Below are 16447 nucleotides of genomic sequence, written 5' to 3'. Positions count from 1 at the left end.
AGCCGGCGCGGCGCCCCGTACGCCCGCTACTCCGGGGACGCCGCCGGGATGCCCTCCTGGGCCGGCACCCGGGCCGGGGCGGCCGGTGCGCCGGTCGTGCCCGCCGCGGCCGGGGGCTCGCCCTTGCCCCGCCACTTCTCGATGAGTTCGACCGCCGGCTGGGTCCAGCGGGCGGTGAGCGGGCCGACGATGACCAGGATCAGGACGTACGCGGTGGCGATGGGGCCGATGCGGGGCTCGGTCGCCACGGCGAGACCGGCGATGACGATGGAGAACTCGCCGCGCGCCACGAGCGTGCCGCCCGCCCGCCAGCGCCCGCGCGGTCCGATGCCGGCGCGCCGGGCCGCGTACCAGCCGGTCCCGATCTTCGTGAAGACGGTGACCACGGCCAGGATGGCGGCCGGCAGCAGTACCGGGGGAATGTCCGCGGGGATGGTGGAGAGCCCGAAGAACACGAAGAAGACGGCGGCGAACAGGTCCCGCAGCGGGGTGAGCAGCTTGCGCGCGCCCTCCGCGACCTCGCCCGAGAGCGCGATGCCGACGAGGAACGCGCCGACGGCGGCGGACACCTGGAGCTGCTGGGCCACTCCGGCGACCAGGACCGTCAGCCCCAGCACGACGAGCAGCAGCATCTCCGGGTTGTCGGAGGAGACCGCGCGGCTGATCAGCCGGCCGTGCCGGAGCGCGAGGTAGAGCACCAGGCCGACCGTGCCGAGGGCGATCAGCAGGGCGATGCTGCCGCCGGCCAGGCCCACGCCCGCGAGCATCGCGGTGAGCAGCGGCAGGTAGACGGCCATCGACAGGTCCTCGATGACCAGCACCCCGAGGATGACGGGGGTCTCGCGGTTGCCGAGGCGGCCCAGGTCCGCGAGGACTTTGGCGATCACCCCGGACGAGGAGATCCAGGTGACCCCGGCCAGGGCGACGGCGCCGACGGGGCCCCAGCCGAGGATCAGCGCGGCCACCGCGCCCGGGGTCGCGTTGAGGACGAAGTCGACGGCCCCGGACGGGTACTGCGTCTTGAGGCTGGTGACCAGTTCGGAGGCGCTGTATTCGAGCCCGAGCAGCAGAAGCAGCAGGATGACGCCGATCTCGGCGCCGACCGCGGTGAACTCCTCACTGGCGCGCAGCGGGAGCAGTCCGCCCTCGCCGAAGGCCAGCCCGGCCAGGAGGTACAGGGGGATGGGCGAGAGCCCTATCCGGCCGGCGAAGCGTCCGATGAGGCCGAGCCCCAGAATGACGGAGCCCAGCTCCACCAGCAGTGCGGTCGTGTCGTGCACGGTCAGCCCTCCGCGATGATCTCGGAGAGCGTGTCGACGCCCTCGCGTGTTCCGACGGCGACCAGGGTGTCGCCGATGGCCAGCCGGAAGTCCGGCCCCGGTGACGGATGCGCGCTGTGCGTGCGCAGCACCGCCACGATCGAGGCGCCGGTCCGGGTCCGCGCCTTGGTGTCGCCGAGCAGCCGTCCGCCGTACGGGGAGCGGCTGCCGAGCGGGATGTGCTCGGTGACCAGATCGATGCCCTCGGTCCGTACGGCGTCGATGGGCGCCGCGTCGATGAGGTGGGCGAGTCCGGTCGCCTCCTGTGGAGTCAGGGGTACCGAGAGGCGGCACGAATCAGGGTCGTCCTGGTCGTAGAAGCCGATGAACCGCCGCCCGTCGTGGTGCACGACCACGGAGATGTGCTGGCCCGACTCCGTCGTGTAGTCGTACTGGACGCCGACTCCGGGCAGCGTGGTGCGGTGGGTTCCCATGGCTTCCTCCCGAGGGGCGCGGTACGCGTGAGGCACTTGGTGAGCTTTTTAGACCCGCGTTACCTTATCCGGAGGATTCCGCCGCCCCGAGGGGCGAGTTCCGGCCATCGCCCGCCGGAGGTGTCCGGGCCCGGACACACGTGTGCCCGGCCGGTGGGTGACCGGCCGGGCACAGGCTGGGGACGGGGCCTGGATCAGTCGCCGATCTCGATCTTGCCGTTCTGGTCGGCCGGGACCGCCGGGGCCGCGGCCGGGGCGGCGGGCTCGGCGGCCGGCTTCGGCACCGCGCCCCTGAGGTTCTGGAGCAGGGCGCCGAGGTCCATGCCGGTGGTGGAGGAGAGCAGCTCCATGCCCTGGGCGACGTTGTCCGTGACCGTACGGGACAGCCGGCTGGCGCCGTCCGTGGAGATGACGGTCATCTTGTCGATCGCGCCCAGCGGCTCGGCCGCCTTGGCGACGACCTGGGGCAGCACCTCGACGAGCATCTGGAGGACGGCCGCGTCGCCGTACTGCGCGAAGGCGTCGGCCTTCTTCTGCATGGCCTCGGCCTCGGCCGAACCGCGCGCCGCGATGGCCGCGGCCTCCGCCTCGCCCTCGATGCGCACCGCCTCGGCGAGCGCGGAGCGGTGCAGCTTCTCGCCCTCACCGGTCAGCCGGGCGCGCTCGGCGGCCGCCTCGGCCTCCTTGACCTGGGCGATACGGCGGGCCTCCGCCTCCTGCTCCGCCTGGTAGCGGGCGGCGTCGGCGGGCTTGCGGACCTTGGTGTCCAGCTCGCGGTCGGTCAGCGCGGCCTGGCGCTCGGCGACCTTCTCCTGCTCGGTCAGGACCTCCTGCTGGCGGGCGGCCTCGGCGAGCGGACCGGCGGCGTTGGCCTTGGCGGCGGCCGCCTCGGTCTCGGCCTTGATCTCCGCCTGCTTCAGGTAGAAGGTCCGCTCGGCGATCGCGATCTCCTCGGCGGCCTTGAGCCGGGCCTGCTCGGAGGCGCGGCGGGCGATGGCCTCCGCGATGTCGGCCTCCTGCTTGGCGCGGGCGGCCTCGGGGCGGCCCAGGTCCTCCAGGTAGGAGCCCTCGGTGGTGATGTCCTGGATCTGGAAGGCGTCCAGGATCAGGCCCTGGCCGGACAGGCTCGCCTCGGCCTCCTCGGCGACCTGGCCGGCGAACGCGGCGCGGTCGCGGATGATGTCCTCCACGGACATCCGGCCGACGATGGCGCGCAGCGCGCCGGAGAGCACTTCCTGGGTGAAGCCGACGATCCCGTCCTGCTGGCGCAGGAAGCGCTGGGCGGCGGCCCGGATCGCGTCCTCGCTGCCGCCGACCTTGACGATCGCGACGCCTTCGAGGTGGGCCTTCACCCCGCGCAGGGTGACGGCGCCGCGCACCGCGACCGGGATGTGACGGCTGGACAGGTCCAGGGTGAACTTCTGCTGGACGAACGGCACGACGAAGACGCCGCCGCCGACGACGACCTTCTGGCCGCTGTTGTCGATGCTCGTCCGGCCGGTCACCGGGTCCACGGACTTCTTGCCCCGGCGCCCGGTGATGATGAACGCCTGGCTGGGGCCCGCCACCTTGTAGCGGGTGATGACGGCCAGGGCGAGCAGGAACAGGAGTACGACGACTCCGACGATCGCGATCATTACGGGACTCATGCGGTTTCCCCCTCTGCCTCCGGACGGGGGCAGTTGTGAGACGAGCGGTGGTGGGGCCGGTGTACCGGTTCAGCGTTCGACGGGCCGGACCGAGACCGAGGTGCTGGAGAGGGTCGCCTCGACCCAGACCTCGGCACCCCGGGCGACCGGCACCGGACTCTTCGCGGACAGCTTGACCAGCTGTCCGCCCAGGCGGAGCAGGACCTCGCCGTAGCCGTCGGACGGGATCGCGGTGACCACCGAGCCCGACGTGCCCACGAGGTCCTCGCCGCGCGGGGTCGCGTCGGTCTGGTCCCGCATCAGGGCCCGGCTGAACTTCCAGGTCAGCACGGCGGCGACGAGCCCGGCGGCGACCCCGGCCAGGGTGGCGGCGAGCGTGCCGGCACCGGTCGTGCCGAGCACGATGGCGCCGCCGAAGCCGAGCATGGAGAGGAAGCCGGCGATCACCGGAAGGGAGACGAGCCCGCTGAACAGGCCCTCCAGCAGACCCCCGAAGAGGCCCTCCAGAATGCCGTCGAAGATCAGGGACAGGGCGAGCAGCGCGATCCCCGCGATCCCGAGACCCAGGAACAAGGTCACGTGTTCACCCCTCCCGGTCCCGGCGTCCCCCGCACATTTCCATCGAACTGGCTGGATGGTCCCATACGTGCCCCCGTGGCAACACTGCCGGAACCCGGCAATCTTCAACTCCTCGGCGATGCCGGAGTGCCGGGCGGCCGCAAGGCCCCCCGGCGCGCCTTCGTCACAGGGGACGGTCAGTCACCCGCCGGCGGTTCCGGCTCGACGAGGAAGAGTCCGAGGAGCACCGCGACGACCGGGATCGCGCACAGGATCGTGAACACGCCCTGCGGCCCGTACGCCTCGGCCGCCGCGCCCAGCGCCGGGGCGATCAGCCCGCCGACACTGACGGCCAGGCCGAGCGTGACCCCGGCCGCCGTACCGGGGCGCCCCGGCAGGTAGTCCTGGCCGAGCTTCACCAGCACGGCGAACGGCACGTTGAGCGCGAGCCCCGCCAGGACCGCGAAGACCAGCGGCAGCACGGTGCCCGGGGTCAGCCGCAGCGCGATCAGGGCCGGTACGGCGGCGAGGCCGCCCAGCTGGACCGTACGGACCATGCCGACGCGGTCCGCGATCCGGCCGCCGAGCAGCGTCCCCGCCACCCCGCCGACCAGGAAGCAGGCGAGCGCGAGGCCGGCGACGCCCCGGCCCGCGTGCAGATGGCGGATCCAGAACAGCTCGATGAAGGTGATCGCCCCGAAGAACGCCACCGAGCGCACCACCTCGATGCCGGTGAGGAAGAGGAACGGACGCCACCGGTCCCGCCCCTCCCGCCCCTGCCTGCGGACCGGGGCCGCGGCCGGGCGGTGCCGCAGCAGCACGAAGGCCATCAGGACGGCGGGCGGGATGAACAGCGCCGTCGCGCCCACCCCCATCGCCACGAGCGCCGGTGTCGCCAGGACCGGGGCCAGGAAGAAGCCCACGCTGCCGCCCGCCGCGAAGACGCTCATCGCGGAGGCGCTGTCCCCGGCGGCCTCGCGGGCCGCCTTGCCCGCCGCCGGATGGAACATCGCCACGCCGAGCCCGGACAGCAGGATCAGCAGCCAGACGGCGGCGTACGGCTGGACCAGGCCCGACAGGCCGAGGCCGATCCCGGCGACGGCGAGCCCGGCCGGGGCGAGCCGGGGCAGCCGGTAGCGGTCCACCGCGAGGCCGATGAACGGCTGCGGCACGGAACTGCCGAGCGCCGCCGCGAGGGTGAGCCCGGAGGCGGCGACGTAGCTGTAGCCCCGGTCGAGCACGAAGTACGGGACGCAGGCGGGCACGAGGCCCTGGTAGAGGTCGTCCACGGCGTGCGCGGTGCCCCACATCCGCATCCGCCGCCAGGCGGACGGGGCATCGTCCGGAAGGGCCCCGGGCTGCGGGCGTCCGGTCGGAGGGGAGGGGTCGGGAGGGGTCTGCCGGGAGGCGGCCGGGCCGGTCATGAAGGGTGCTCCTCGCTGAAGGTCCCTTCGAGGATTCCGGCCGCCCGGGGGAGCGGGCTAGCGATAATCTGCCTACTTATGTCGACTACCTGCCGCACGCTGCACGGCCCCGCGCGGGTGCCGCTCGCGCACCAGGAGCGCATCGCCCGCCACCACCACGTGGAGCACCAGCTCGTCTGCCCCTCGCGCGGCGTGCTGGAGGTGGCCACCCCGCTCGGCGTGTGGGCGGTGCCCCCGCACCGGGCGGTCTGGATTCCCGCCGGCGTCGTCCACGCCCACCTCGCGTACGGGCCGACCGAGCTGCGGGCGCTGAGCTTCGCCCCGGCCGACAACCCGCTGCGGCTCGACCGGCCCACCGTCCTGGCCGTCACCCCGCTGCTGCGCGAGATCGTCGCCTGCCTCACCGACGGGAGCGAACCGGCCCTCGACGCCCGGCAGCGGCGCAACCTGGAGCGGGTCGCGCTCGACCAGCTGCGCCGGGTCGAACCGCTCGGCGTCTGCCTGCCCTCCCCGGCCGACCCCCGGCTGCGGGACATCGCCCGCATCCTCCAGGACGACCCGGCGGACGGCCGGACCCTCACCGAGCTGGGCACGGCCGTCGGCGCGGCGCCCCGCACCCTGAGCCGGCTGTTCCGCGCCGAGACCGGGATGTCCTTCCCGCAGTGGCGCACCCAGCTGCGGCTCCACCACGCGCTGACGCTGCTCGCCTCCGGCGGCTCGGTCACCTCGGTCGCCGTCGCCTGCGGCTACAGCGGGCCGAGCGCCTTCATCCAGTCGTTCCGGCACGCCTTCGGCACCACCCCCGGCTCCTACGCGCAGGCGGGCCCGCCGCGCTGAGCGCGCGGTCGGCGGAGCTGCGGATGCGGGAGCGGGCGGGGCGACCGACGATGAAGGGCCGGGCAGCAGGCGGCCCGCGCCCTGCCCCAGGAGGTCTGTCTTGCCGGTGTACGCCGACCACCCGCCGTCCATCGACGTCACGGCGCTCGCCGCCGTGCTCGACGGCACGACGGCGGGCGTGGCCGTGTTCGACACCGAGCTGCGCTACCTGTACGTCAACCCGTCACTCGTACGCCACAACGGCATCCCGCCCTCCGCCCACCTCGGCCGCCGCCCCAGCGAGGTCATGCCCGACATCGACGCCCGCGAGGACCTGATGCGCGCCGTGCTCGCGGACGGCCGGGCCCGCGAGGTCACCTCCAGCGGCCGGCTGCCCGCCGAGTCCGGCACCGCCCGCGTCTACTGGCACGGGGCCTACCACCGCCTGGAGGTCGACGGCCGGGTCGCCGGGGTCGTCGGCATCGTCCTGGAGGTGATGGCCTCCGACGACGAGCAGCGCCGGCTCGCCCAGGCCCAGCGCCACCTCTCCCTCCTGGACAGCGCGAACACCCGCATCGGCACCACCCTCGACATGGACACCACCTGCTCCGAGCTGACGGACCTGGTGGTGCCCGGCCTCGCCGACGTCGCCGTGGTCGAGGTCTTCCCGCGCGACGTCGCCCCGCCGGTGCGCCCGGGCCCGCCCGGCGTGGTGCGGCTGCGGCGGGCGGCCATGTCGGTGGTACGCGGCCTGCGGCCGAAGGCCGGCCGGTTCGCGGTGTCCGACGACTACGTGGACCACCGGGAGGGCTCCGCCGTGCCGCGCTGCCTGGCCGCCGACCAGCCCGTCGTGGAGAACCTCGCCGACGACGAACAGGTGGACCGCTCGGCGCCCACGCCGGAGCTGGCAGAGGCGTACCGGGACATGGGGCTGCACTCGTCGGTCGTGGTGCCCGTCTCCGTGCGCTCCACGCCGATCGGGGTGCTGGCCCTGTTCCGGGGCGGCGGGTCGCCGGTCTTCTCGGACGACGACGTGGTGGTCGCCCGCGAGCTGGCCGGGCAGGCCGCCGTCCACCTGGACCACGCGCGCCGCTTCACCCACGAGCACACCATCGCCCTGGAGCTCCAGCGCTCCCTGCTCTCCGAGCCCCGGCCGCCCCACCCGCACATCGAGGTCGCCACCCGCTACCTGCCGGCCGATCGCAGCGTGCTGGTGGGCGGCGACTGGTTCGACGTCATCCCGCTGCCGGACGGGCGCCACCTCAAGGCGATGGGCGACGTGATGGGCCACGGCGTGGAGGCCGCCGTCGCGATGAGCCACTACCGCTCGCTGCTGCGGCTGCTGGCCGACGAGGAGCTGCCCCCGCACCGCATCCTGGAGCAGCTGGACCGGATGGTGGAGCGGTCCGGGATCGACCGGGCCGCCACCTGCCTGCTCGCCGTGGTGGACCGGGACGGCGGGATGTGCGAGGTGGCCAGCGCGGGCCACCTGCCGCCCGTCGTGCTCGAACCGGGCGCGTCCGGCGCCCGGATCTGCGAGGTGCCGGAGGCCCCGCCGCTCGGCACCGGCTTCGGCGGCTACCGCTCCACGGTGGTGGAGTGCTGCCCGGGCGCGGTGCTGTTCATGTACACCGACGGGCTGGTGGAGCGGCGCGGCGAGGACATCGACGCGTGCGTGGCCCGGCTCGCGGAGCTGACCCTGCCGGAGAGCGGCGACCTGGAGACCCTGCTGGACCGGGTGCTGGAGCGCTTCGGGCCGGGCGCCGAGGACGACATCGCGGTGATGGCCTCCCGGACCCGCGAGGAACCGGACGGCGGCTACCCGGACGCCTGAACGCCGCGCCGCCCCGGACGACGACGCCTGAACGCCGGGCCGCCTCAGACGAACAGGAACGCGCCCGCCGTCGCCGCGCCCAGCGCCGTACCGGCCGTCACCTGGCCGACCGTGTGGTAGCCGAGCGCCACCCGCGACCAGGACACGGCCGCCGCGAGCGCGTACCCGCACAGCCACCACGGCGAGTGGACGGCGGCGAGCAGCGCGACCACGGCCGAGGCCACCGAGGCGTCCACGGAGATCTTCCACACCGTGTTGACGGCCAGGAGCACCACCGTCATCGCCCACAGCGCCAGCATCGCGGCCAGGATGCCGGCGGGCGCCCCGCCCAGCAGCATCACCGCCGAACCGGCGCCGATGGAGCCGAGGATGACGAAGAAGATGGGCGCCCGCTTGGTGCGGTCCACGACGTGGCGGTCGCCCCAGGTGCCGCGCCCGCGCTCCCACTCGATGTAGCCGGCGGGCACGATCCCCGCGCACAGGGCGCCGAGCAGCCCCCAGAGCAGCCCGGTCCAGCGGCCGGCCGCCGCCAGGCCGATGCCGAGCATGCCGGCGAGGAGCAGGTTGCGCGGCTGGAGGACGTCGGTCACGGTGCGCGCGAGGGCGTGGTCGGGGGCGGCGGGGGTGTCGGTGGTGGTCATGCCGGCTGCTCCTTGCCCGCCGACGCGGAGGCTTCCAGGACCGGGCGGGCCCGCTCCGGGGTCAGCGTGCGGTACGCGGCGGCCACCCGGACCAGCCGGGCGACCTCGCCGTCCTGGTCGGTGGCGTGCTGGGTGGCGACGGCGGCCGCGTCGCCCGCCGGGGCGCCGGAGTCGCGGGCCAGCAGCGCCGCCTTGATCCAGTACGCGTCGGCGAGCGGCGAGCCGGGCCCGGTCCCGGCGGCGGCCTCGGCGGCGGGCAGCAGGGTGTCCGGGACGTAGTGGCGCAGCTTCTCGACCGCGTCCGCGATGTCCGCCGCCCAGCGGTCGACGCGCAGGTCGGCCGGGGTGTCGAAGCGGGTCAGCTCCCGCAGCAGCGGCCGGGGCGGCTCGAAGGGCTGGTCCGGGAAGGCCGTCATCAGCTCGTACCAGAGGCCGTGCAGCCGGGCCTGGGCCCGCCAGAGCTTGGCGCGGCGGCGGGCGTTGCTCAGGGCCGGGACGGAGGCGCCGACCGCGAAGAAGGCGAAGAGGACGACCTGGGCGGCCTCGGTGATCTCGTCGAAGCGCAGCGCGAAGGACTCGCTCGGATCGTCCACGACGCTGGCCCAGAGGAACAGCGTGCGGCTGACGGTGTAGCCGACGCCGATGAACATCGCGAACGTCATCATCCCGAGCCCGACGCGCAGATGACGCGTCCGGGCGCCCGCGGTGGCCAGCGCCCACTGGTAGGCGCAGACGGCGGACGCGGCGCCCAGGTAGAGGTAGAAGACGCTCATGTACAGCGTGGCGCCCCACTGCCCGGCGTGGTCGGCGACGAACCGGTCCGAGGGGGTGGAGCGGTCCACGACGGTGAAGAACAGCACCGTGAGCAGGACCAGCGTGGCGACCGACGCCTTGGCGGCCACCTGCTGGATCAGCCGGGCGAACCGCACGTGCCGGGGCACGTCGCCCTCGTCCTCGTACTGCCCGTAGATCGCCACGATGTAGCTGAGAATGGCCAGAATCGCGATGGTCGCCGTGTAGTGCTTGATGAGGACGGAGAGGTCGGTGACCGGGCTGTCGTTGAGCCCGACGCGCACGAACCGGGTCTTCGTCCACAGCGCCAGGGCGAATCCCGCGTAACAGCCCCACAACGCCCGGCGTCTGCGGTCCTCCTCGTCGCCCCACAGGGCGGCCGGCATGCGCCAGAGGGCGACGGCTGTCATCAGGCCCGCTATGAGATAGCCGGCGAGGTCGAGCGGGGTCACGGCGGAAGTCCTCGGGAGTGGGGGGAAGAGGGACGGTCGGTACGGGGCGGCGGTGCGGGGGTCACGTCCGGCGGAACAGGCCGCCGCGGCGGTGGGCGACCGGGCGCGAGAGCGAGTTCGCGAGCCGCCCCACCATGTCATCGCTCGTCACGTCCCGTGCCATGCGGGGGATGAGCGACGCACCGAATTCGGCCATGCGTTCGTCGTGGGTGTCGTACTGCGCCCGCGCCTGCACGGCGTCCGGGGTCAGTTCCGCGCCGGGGCCGACCATCCGGGCGATGAGCGAGGTGTCGAAGACCGGCAGCAGCCGCTGAAGCTGCTCCGCGTCCAGCGAGGTGCCGTGGTCGAACCACTCGTGGCACAGCTCGTGCAGGATGACGTGCTGCGTCTGGTACTCGGTGGGGCGCCTGCGGTAGAGCACGAAGCTGGTGTCGCCGGCCTTGAGCCGCAGCCCGCAGGCGGCGTTGACGCGCGCCAGCCGGTCGGGCATCTCGTGCAGCACGATGGTCCGCCCGCGCGCCGCCTCCATGTTGGCCACCAGCCCGGGTACGGAGAACGGCGAGGGGATCGGCAGGCGGGCGAGCCGCTCCTCGCACTCCCGGCGCAACTTCCGCATGGACATGGGTCAGTCCCGCTGTCCGCCGCCGGCCGGGGGCGTGCGGTCCCCGGCGTCCCGGAGCAGGGACATCGCGAACTGCAGCAGTTCCGGGGGCAGTCCGTCCTCGTTCACGCCGCGTCCGGCGAGCCCGCTGATCTCGCCGGTCCGCCGCTTGGCCAGGAACTGCAGCCCGGCCACCACGTCGTCCACGACCTCCGACTCCTCCTTGAAGAACCGCCAGTCCACGCCGAAGCCCAGGCCGAGGGCCTTGAGGATCTCCTCGGACGGCTGGGTGACCTTGCCGGCCAGGATGTTGGAGAAGTAGCTGTGGGAGAGGGAGCCGCCCCGCTCCCTGACCAGGTCGGCGAAGAACCGTCCCGAGATCCTGCGGCCGGGGAAGGTCTTCTCGACCATGTACTCGACCTTCTGGCGCAGCGTCCGCAGTTCCGGCGCGCGCTCTTCGCCGTTGTCCATCCGGCCCCCACGTTCACGTCCGCCGCGGACCCCTGTCCGGATACCCGCGCGGCGCTCGATTCGGTCAACGGGCTCGTACTGTAACGAACGGCGGACCGCCGGCTCATCGGCGGGAGACTGGAGATGGCGAGAAGCCGAACAGTCCCATCCGGTGTCCGGAGCGGGCTTGCGCAAACACTCTACGTCACTGTTAACTCGAAAAAACACGGGCAGGGGGCCACGAGGGGAGTCCCTTGCCCGTGAAGACGGTGCTGCCCCGCGGCCTCTGCCGCCGCACAGGGGTGTAGCCCTTCACGACGGGGGATGCGTGAAGGGCTACACGTGCATTATGGCCCCTGCGCCCGGCAGTCATCAACTGACCGGCCGGTCAGTGTCCTTGCCCCGGCACGCCCTCCGTTGCCGGTTCCCGGCAGTCACGGCTGCCCGTTTCGGCCGCACGCGGCCCGGCGCCGCACCCGCGGCCCCGGTTACCATCGGAAAAGAGCCGCCGGACGCGGCCCACCGGAGCCGGTCCCCCCGAGGACACGGTCCGTGACCGCGCAACCGCACCCCTCGACGGCGTACCGCATGCGCGACCGCACACCCCTCGACGAAAAGGTCCCGCTTGAACCGCGACCGCACACCCCGCTCCCACGACCGATACTCCCGTTCCCGCGGCCAGGGCGCCGCGGGAACCGGCTCCCGAGCGGGCGGCGGATTCCGTTCCCGGGGCGCGGGCCGCGCCGGACAGGGCCGCTCCGGCGGCCACACCCGCAGGCCCGTCGCCCGGCAGGGCGAGTTCGAGCTGCCGCAGACCGTCACCCCGCCGCTGCCCCCCGTCGCGGCCTTCGCCGACCTGGACCTGCCGGACACCGTGCTGGCCGCGCTGACCGCGCAGGGCGTCACCGAACCGTTCCCCATCCAGGCCGCGACGCTGCCGAACTCGCTGGCCGGGCGCGACGTGCTGGGCCGCGGCCGCACCGGCTCCGGCAAGACCCTCGCTTTCGGCCTGGCCGTCCTCGCCCGCACGGCGGGCCGCCGCGCCGAGGCCCGGCACCCGCTGGCCCTGATCCTGGTGCCCACCCGGGAACTGGCCCAGCAGGTCACCGCCGCCCTGACCCCGTACGCCAAGCCGCTGCGGCTGCGGCTGGCCACCGTCGTCGGCGGCATGTCCATCGGCCGCCAGACCGCCGCGCTGCGCGGTGGCACGGACGTCGTCGTGGCCACGCCGGGGCGGCTGAAGGACCTCATCGAGCGCGGCGACTGCTTCCTGGACCGGGTCGCGGTGACGGTGCTGGACGAGGCGGACCAGATGGCCGACATGGGGTTCATGCCCCAGGTCACCCAGCTGCTCAACCAGGTCCCGCGGGACGGCCAGCGCATGCTGTTCTCGGCCACCCTCGACCGCAACGTGGACCTCCTCGTCCGCCGCTACCTGAACGACCCGGTGGTCCACTCGGTGGACCCGGCGGCCGGCGCGGTGACGACGATGGAGCACCACGTGCTCTACGTGCGCGGCTCCGACAAGTACGCGACGACGACGGAGATCGCGGCGCGCGACGGCCGCGTGATCATGTTCCTGGACACCAAGCACGCCGTGGACGAGCTGACCGAGCACCTGCTGAGCAGCGGTGTGCGCGCGGCGGCGCTGCACGGCGGCAAGTCCCAGCCGCAGCGCAACCGCACCCTGGAGCGCTTCAAGACCGGGCACGTCACGGTCCTGGTGGCGACCAACGTCGCGGCGCGCGGCATCCACATCGACCACCTCGACCTCGTCGTCAACGTCGATCCGCCCAGCGACCACAAGGACTACCTGCACCGGGGCGGGCGCACCGCCCGCGCCGGGGAGTCGGGCAGCGTCGTCACGCTGGTGCTGCCCAACCAGCGCCGCGAGATGACCCGGCTGATGGCCGACGCGGGCATCACCCCGCACATCGCGGAGGTCCGCTCCGGCGGGGAGGAACTGAGCCGGATCACCGGCGCGCAGGCCCCCTCCGGCGTGCCCGTCACCATCACCGCCCCGCCCTCCGAGCGCGCCGGGCGCGGCTCCTCGCGGGGCGGCCGGGTCAGGTCCAGAGCGCCTCGGCGAGCCTGACGCCCGCGAAGGCCGCGCCGAGCCCCACGACCACGCTCAGCACGACGTTGGCCGCCGCGTAGAGCCGGGCCCCGTCCTCCGCCAGCCGCAGCGTCTCGTAGCTGAACGTGGAGTACGTGCTCAGCGCCCCGCAGAGCCCGGTCCCGAGCAGCAGCTGCAGCGAGGAGGAGGCGGCCCCGGCCGCCACCGCGCCGGTCAGCAGCCCCAGGACCAGGCACCCCGCCATGTTCACGGTGAACGTCCCCCACGGGAGGACGGTGTCGTGGCGGGCCTGCACGGCCCGGTCGGTCAGATAGCGCAGCGGGGCGCCGACGGCCGCGCCGGCGATCACCAGGAGCCAGTTCACCGGCGTCCCTCCGCCGTGCCGGAACCCCGGCCCCCGGTGCGCACGAGCGCGCAGGCGTCCAGCGTGACCGTGCGGCCGCCGGTCAGCTCGGCGATCCGCGGCAGGAACGCGCGTACCGCCGGCTCCGTGTCCACGATCACCACCGCCACCGGCAGGTCCTCGCTCAATGACAGCAGCCGCTGGGTGTGGATCACCGAGGAGGCGCCGAAGCCCTCGACGCCCCGGAACACGCTCGCCCCGGCGAGCCCGGCGGCATGCGCCCGGTGCACGATCTCGGTGTAGACGGGCCGGTGGTGCCAGAGGTCGGACTCGCCGACGAACACGGTCAGCCGCAGCCCCGGCTCGGTGGCCGGGTCCGGGGTGCCGGTGGGGTTCGTGCCCGCGGTGGTCATGCCCGCCTCCACGCCAGTGCGCGGCGCGTCAGCCACACCGCGCTCCACACTGCCGCGAGGGCCGCGAGCAGCGTCAGTCCCAGATAGGCCAGCCCGGTGCCGGCCTCCCCCTTCGCCACGAGGCGCTCGATGTCCACCGCGTAGGTGGAGAACGTGGTGAACCCGCCGAGCACCCCGGTCCCGAAGAACGGCCGGACCAGCCGGTGCGCCGCCCACGCCTCGCCGATCACGACCATGAACACGCCGATCACCGCGCAGCCGGTCACATTGACGACGAGCGTCGTCCAGGGGAAGCCGCCGCTCGCGGTGGGCCACAGCAGGGACGCCCCGTACCGGGCGGACGCCCCGATCACCCCGCCGAGCGAGACGACGGCGACGACGGCGATCTGCGGGTTCCCGGGCCGGGGGCCGGCCTCCGGGTGCGTACCGGGTCCGGTGCCGGTGCCTGTGCCGGGCATGTGTCTCCTACCTGCCGGGGCGCCCGCCGGGCGCGGGCGCGCTTCTGCGCAAGTAGGGACCGTTGGCGGCCCGTTTCGGCGACCGCGGTTCGGGTACGGCGGGCCCCACCGCCGCGCAGCGGCCTCACGGCCCCCGCTGCCCCCAGGATATCGCCGGGGCGCGGGGGCCGGACCGCGCGGCTTTCCCCGGAGCACCGGCCCTATTCCGTGTCCGGCCGAATTTCACCCGATCGGCCACCTCATCTGCGGGCCGGGCGGGGAAGCCGCAGGGTGGACCCATGTGGCCCCACCGAATATGGCTGGGTGCCGCGGTCCTCCCGCTGGCCCTGCTGGTGCCGCGGGACGCCCCGGTGCCCCACATCCTGGCCGAGCCGCCCCGTACCGCCCCCCACCCGTGGGCGGCCGCCGCCCCGCAGCCCGTCGTCGTCCGCCGGGCGGCCTGGCACGCGGACGAGTCCATCGTCCGGGAGCACGCCGTCTACACGGGCGCCGTGCGGGCGGTCTTCATCCACCACACGGGCGAGAACAGCGACTACGACTGCGGCGAGGCGCCCGAGCTGATCCGCAACGTCGAGGAGGCCCACATCAAGGGCCGGGGCTGGGACGACATCGGCTACAACTTCCTGGTCGACCGCTGCGGCACCATCTACGAGGGCCGGGCCGGCGGCATCACGCGCTCGGTGCGCGGCGCGCACACCACCGGCTTCAACGCCGACAGCGTCGGCATCGCGGTCCTCGGCGACTACCACGACGGCGAGAAGGTCCCGGCCGCCGTCATCCGGTCGCTGGCCGCCCTCGCCGCCTGGAAGCTGCTGCCCGGCGAGGACCCGCGCGGCAAGGTGCGCCTGCGCTCCACGAACGACGCGAGCCGCTACCCCAAGGGCGAGGTGGCGGTGCTCGACGTCATCTCCGGCCACCGCGACACGTACCGCACGCGCTGCCCCGGCCAGGCGCTGTACGACGAACTGCCGGAGATCCGCTCGCTGGCGGCGGCCATGCGCGCCGACCGGGACGCCGCCACGGAGGACGCCGGCAACCGTCCCGGCTCATCGCACTAGTGCAAAAGGATTGTGGTGCTAGTACGTATCCGGCTAGGCTGCCGGTCATGCCCGCGAAGACCCCGTACCCCGTGATCCTGACCGGCCGCCACGTCCGCGTCGAGCCGCTCGCCGCCGCCCACCTGGACGACCTCTTCGCCGCCGGCGGCAACGACGACGACGTCTGGCGCTGGCTCGGCACCCCGGCCCCCCGCACCCGTGGGGACCTGGAAGCCACCCTGACCGCCCTGCTCGCCGATCCGACCCACCTCCCCTTCGCCGTGGTCCACCTGGAGACCGGGCGGGCGGTCGGCTGGACCACCTACATGGACATCGACGAGGCGAACGAGCGGCTGGAGATCGGCTGGACCTGGTACGGCCGCGCGTACTGGCGGACCGCCGTCAACACGGAGACCAAGCTCCTCCTGCTGACCCACGCCTTCGAGGACCTGGCGATGGGCCGCGTCCAGCTCAAGACCGACCACCTCAACGTGCGCTCCCAGGCCGCGATCGCCCGCCTCGGCGCCCGCCGCGAGGGCACCCTCCGCCGCCACCGCCGCCGCCCGGACGGCACCTGGCGCGACACGGTGTACTTCTCGCTGCTCGCGGAGGAGTGGCCGGCGGCGAAGGCGAACCTGGCGGCGCGCCTCTGACGCCCGGGTTCAGCACACGCCTCCGCCGGACCGGCCGAGCCCGTACGCCGAGTGCAGCCGGTACGTCCCCGCCTTCCGCACCGTCAGCCGCGTCCACGCGCCGTCCCGGCCCAGGCACGCCCCGGCGGGGCCGTCCACGCGGAGCCAGGGGGAGTGGGCGACGCGGACGGTGGTCGTGCCGGGGCGGGGCAGGCGCAGGGTCAGGGACGCCTCGCCGGCGGCGGTGACGGCGGCGGGCGGAGCGGCGAGCGGGGTGGCGTTCCGCACCCGGTAGACCGTCCAGCCGTCGCCCCGCCAGACCTCGTCGAGCCAGGGCAGACCGCCCCGGACCAGGGCCGCCTCGGCCTCCGCCGGGCCGTCCGGCCGGCCGTGCGGGAGGGCGACGAGGCCCACCGCCCACCGGTCGAGCCAGGCCCGGTAGCGGGCCGGGGTCAGCTCGCCCTCGTAGAACAGCCGCCCGCGCTCGACGTCGAGCTGCCGGTTCCAGCCGCGCGCC

General features: G+C 74.0%; 17 protein-coding genes and 1 pseudogene. 5 read left to right on the top strand and 13 right to left on the bottom strand.

The genetic code is table 11. The features are described from left to right. Positions 1-26 precede the first annotated feature (26 nt). The 5 genes from MHW47_RS19915 to MHW47_RS19895 form a co-directional block, all read right to left on the bottom strand. On the bottom strand, positions 27-1280 hold the full coding sequence (locus MHW47_RS19915) for a cation:proton antiporter (RefSeq protein WP_239225092.1): 1254 nt from the start codon (positions 1278-1280) through the stop codon (positions 27-29). Between the two features lie 2 nt (positions 1281-1282). Then, positions 1283-1753, bottom strand: a complete 471-nt coding sequence (locus MHW47_RS19910) for a cation:proton antiporter regulatory subunit (RefSeq protein WP_239225090.1) — start codon at positions 1751-1753, stop codon at positions 1283-1285. Positions 1754-1947: 194 nt separating this feature from the next. After that, positions 1948-3402, bottom strand: coding sequence for a flotillin family protein (locus tag MHW47_RS19905; RefSeq protein ID WP_239225089.1), 1455 nt, complete (start codon positions 3400-3402; stop codon positions 1948-1950). 69 nt (positions 3403-3471) lie between these two features. Further along, the gene (locus tag MHW47_RS19900; protein ID WP_239225087.1) at positions 3472-3981 is read right to left on the bottom strand and encodes a hypothetical protein; all 510 of its coding nucleotides are present in this window, start codon (positions 3979-3981) and stop codon (positions 3472-3474) included. Between the two features lie 176 nt (positions 3982-4157). Further along, positions 4158-5384 (bottom strand): MFS transporter, encoded by a 1227-nt coding sequence (locus MHW47_RS19895; protein ID WP_308381637.1) that lies wholly within the window; start codon positions 5382-5384, stop codon positions 4158-4160. 78 nt (positions 5385-5462) lie between these two features. Between MHW47_RS19895 and MHW47_RS19890 the strand changes: the two genes are divergently transcribed. Both MHW47_RS19890 and MHW47_RS19885 read left to right on the top strand, forming a co-directional pair. Beyond that, complete coding sequence (locus tag MHW47_RS19890; RefSeq protein ID WP_239225085.1) at positions 5463-6221, top strand: helix-turn-helix transcriptional regulator; 759 nt, start codon at positions 5463-5465, stop codon at positions 6219-6221. Between the two features lie 100 nt (positions 6222-6321). Beyond that, a complete protein-coding gene (locus tag MHW47_RS19885) occupies positions 6322-8034 on the top strand; it encodes a SpoIIE family protein phosphatase (RefSeq protein WP_239225083.1) in 1713 nt (570 codons plus the stop codon). Between the two features lie 44 nt (positions 8035-8078). Here MHW47_RS19885 and MHW47_RS19880 read toward each other — a convergent pair whose 3' ends face one another. From MHW47_RS19880 to MHW47_RS19865, 4 genes are all read right to left on the bottom strand, one after another. Then, positions 8079-8675, bottom strand: a complete 597-nt coding sequence (locus MHW47_RS19880; RefSeq protein ID WP_239225081.1) for a hypothetical protein — start codon at positions 8673-8675, stop codon at positions 8079-8081. After that, positions 8672-9919, bottom strand: a complete 1248-nt coding sequence (locus tag MHW47_RS19875; RefSeq protein WP_239225079.1) for an MAB_1171c family putative transporter — start codon at positions 9917-9919, stop codon at positions 8672-8674. The genes MHW47_RS19880 and MHW47_RS19875 overlap by 4 nt, the downstream gene beginning before the upstream one ends. A gap of 61 nt (positions 9920-9980) precedes the next feature. After that, on the bottom strand, positions 9981-10541 hold the full coding sequence (locus tag MHW47_RS19870) for a toxin (protein WP_239225077.1): 561 nt from the start codon (positions 10539-10541) through the stop codon (positions 9981-9983). Positions 10542-10544: 3 nt separating this feature from the next. After that, positions 10545-10991, bottom strand: a complete 447-nt coding sequence (locus MHW47_RS19865) for a hypothetical protein (protein WP_239225075.1) — start codon at positions 10989-10991, stop codon at positions 10545-10547. A gap of 604 nt (positions 10992-11595) precedes the next feature. Between MHW47_RS19865 and MHW47_RS19860 the strand changes: the two genes are divergently transcribed. After that, a complete protein-coding gene (locus tag MHW47_RS19860; protein ID WP_239225073.1) occupies positions 11596-13065 on the top strand; it encodes a DEAD/DEAH box helicase in 1470 nt (489 codons plus the stop codon). Here the strand turns inward: MHW47_RS19860 and crcB are convergent. The 3 genes from crcB to MHW47_RS19845 are packed head-to-tail and all read right to left on the bottom strand — an operon-like array spanning position 13037 to position 14261. Beyond that, a complete protein-coding gene (crcB, locus tag MHW47_RS19855; RefSeq protein WP_239225070.1) occupies positions 13037-13411 on the bottom strand; it encodes a fluoride efflux transporter CrcB in 375 nt (124 codons plus the stop codon). The two genes, MHW47_RS19860 and crcB, sit on opposite strands and share 29 nt — an antisense overlap. Then, on the bottom strand, positions 13408-13803 hold the full coding sequence (locus tag MHW47_RS19850; RefSeq protein WP_239225068.1) for a DUF190 domain-containing protein: 396 nt from the start codon (positions 13801-13803) through the stop codon (positions 13408-13410). Before MHW47_RS19850 ends, crcB begins: the two co-directional genes overlap by 4 nt. Next, a complete protein-coding gene (locus MHW47_RS19845; RefSeq protein WP_239225065.1) occupies positions 13800-14261 on the bottom strand; it encodes a CrcB family protein in 462 nt (153 codons plus the stop codon). Before MHW47_RS19845 ends, MHW47_RS19850 begins: the two co-directional genes overlap by 4 nt. Before the next feature lie 278 nt (positions 14262-14539). On the opposite strand from MHW47_RS19845, the gene MHW47_RS19840 reads away from it, so the two are divergent. Continuing rightward, positions 14540-15319, top strand: coding sequence for an N-acetylmuramoyl-L-alanine amidase (locus tag MHW47_RS19840; RefSeq protein WP_239225063.1), 780 nt, complete (start codon positions 14540-14542; stop codon positions 15317-15319). A 47-nt stretch (positions 15320-15366) separates the two neighbouring features. After that, a complete protein-coding gene (locus tag MHW47_RS19835) occupies positions 15367-15951 on the top strand; it encodes a GNAT family N-acetyltransferase (RefSeq protein WP_239225060.1) in 585 nt (194 codons plus the stop codon). 9 nt (positions 15952-15960) lie between these two features. On the opposite strand, the pseudogene MHW47_RS19830 reads toward MHW47_RS19835, so the two are convergent. Next, positions 15961-16447 (bottom strand): annotated as a pseudogene (locus MHW47_RS19830) (hypothetical protein); the annotation flags it as partial.

Source organism: Streptomyces sp. OfavH-34-F, from assembly GCF_022347745.1.
Lineage (GTDB): Bacteria > Actinomycetota > Actinomycetes > Streptomycetales > Streptomycetaceae > Streptomyces.
This window is presented reverse-complemented; position numbering and strand designations above follow the sequence as displayed.

Excerpts from the sequence above, each read along its gene's own strand:
- MHW47_RS19910 (WP_239225090.1), bottom strand. The coding sequence starts at position 1,753 with ATGGGAACCCACCGCACCACGCTGCCCGGAGTCGGCGTCCAGTACGAC.
- MHW47_RS19905 (WP_239225089.1), bottom strand. The coding sequence starts at position 3,402 with ATGAGTCCCGTAATGATCGCGATCGTCGGAGTCGTCGTACTCCTGTTC.
- MHW47_RS19895 (WP_308381637.1), bottom strand. The coding sequence starts at position 5,384 with ATGACCGGCCCGGCCGCCTCCCGGCAGACCCCTCCCGACCCCTCCCCT.
- MHW47_RS19890 (WP_239225085.1), top strand. The coding sequence starts at position 5,463 with ATGTCGACTACCTGCCGCACGCTGCACGGCCCCGCGCGGGTGCCGCTC.
- MHW47_RS19880 (WP_239225081.1), bottom strand. The coding sequence starts at position 8,675 with ATGACCACCACCGACACCCCCGCCGCCCCCGACCACGCCCTCGCGCGC.
- MHW47_RS19870 (WP_239225077.1), bottom strand. The coding sequence starts at position 10,541 with ATGTCCATGCGGAAGTTGCGCCGGGAGTGCGAGGAGCGGCTCGCCCGC.
- MHW47_RS19865 (WP_239225075.1), bottom strand. The coding sequence starts at position 10,991 with ATGGACAACGGCGAAGAGCGCGCGCCGGAACTGCGGACGCTGCGCCAG.
- MHW47_RS19850 (WP_239225068.1), bottom strand. The coding sequence starts at position 13,803 with ATGACCACCGCGGGCACGAACCCCACCGGCACCCCGGACCCGGCCACC.
- MHW47_RS19845 (WP_239225065.1), bottom strand. The coding sequence starts at position 14,261 with ATGCCCGGCACAGGCACCGGCACCGGACCCGGTACGCACCCGGAGGCC.
- MHW47_RS19840 (WP_239225063.1), top strand. The coding sequence starts at position 14,540 with ATGTGGCCCCACCGAATATGGCTGGGTGCCGCGGTCCTCCCGCTGGCC.
- MHW47_RS19835 (WP_239225060.1), top strand. The coding sequence starts at position 15,367 with ATGCCCGCGAAGACCCCGTACCCCGTGATCCTGACCGGCCGCCACGTC.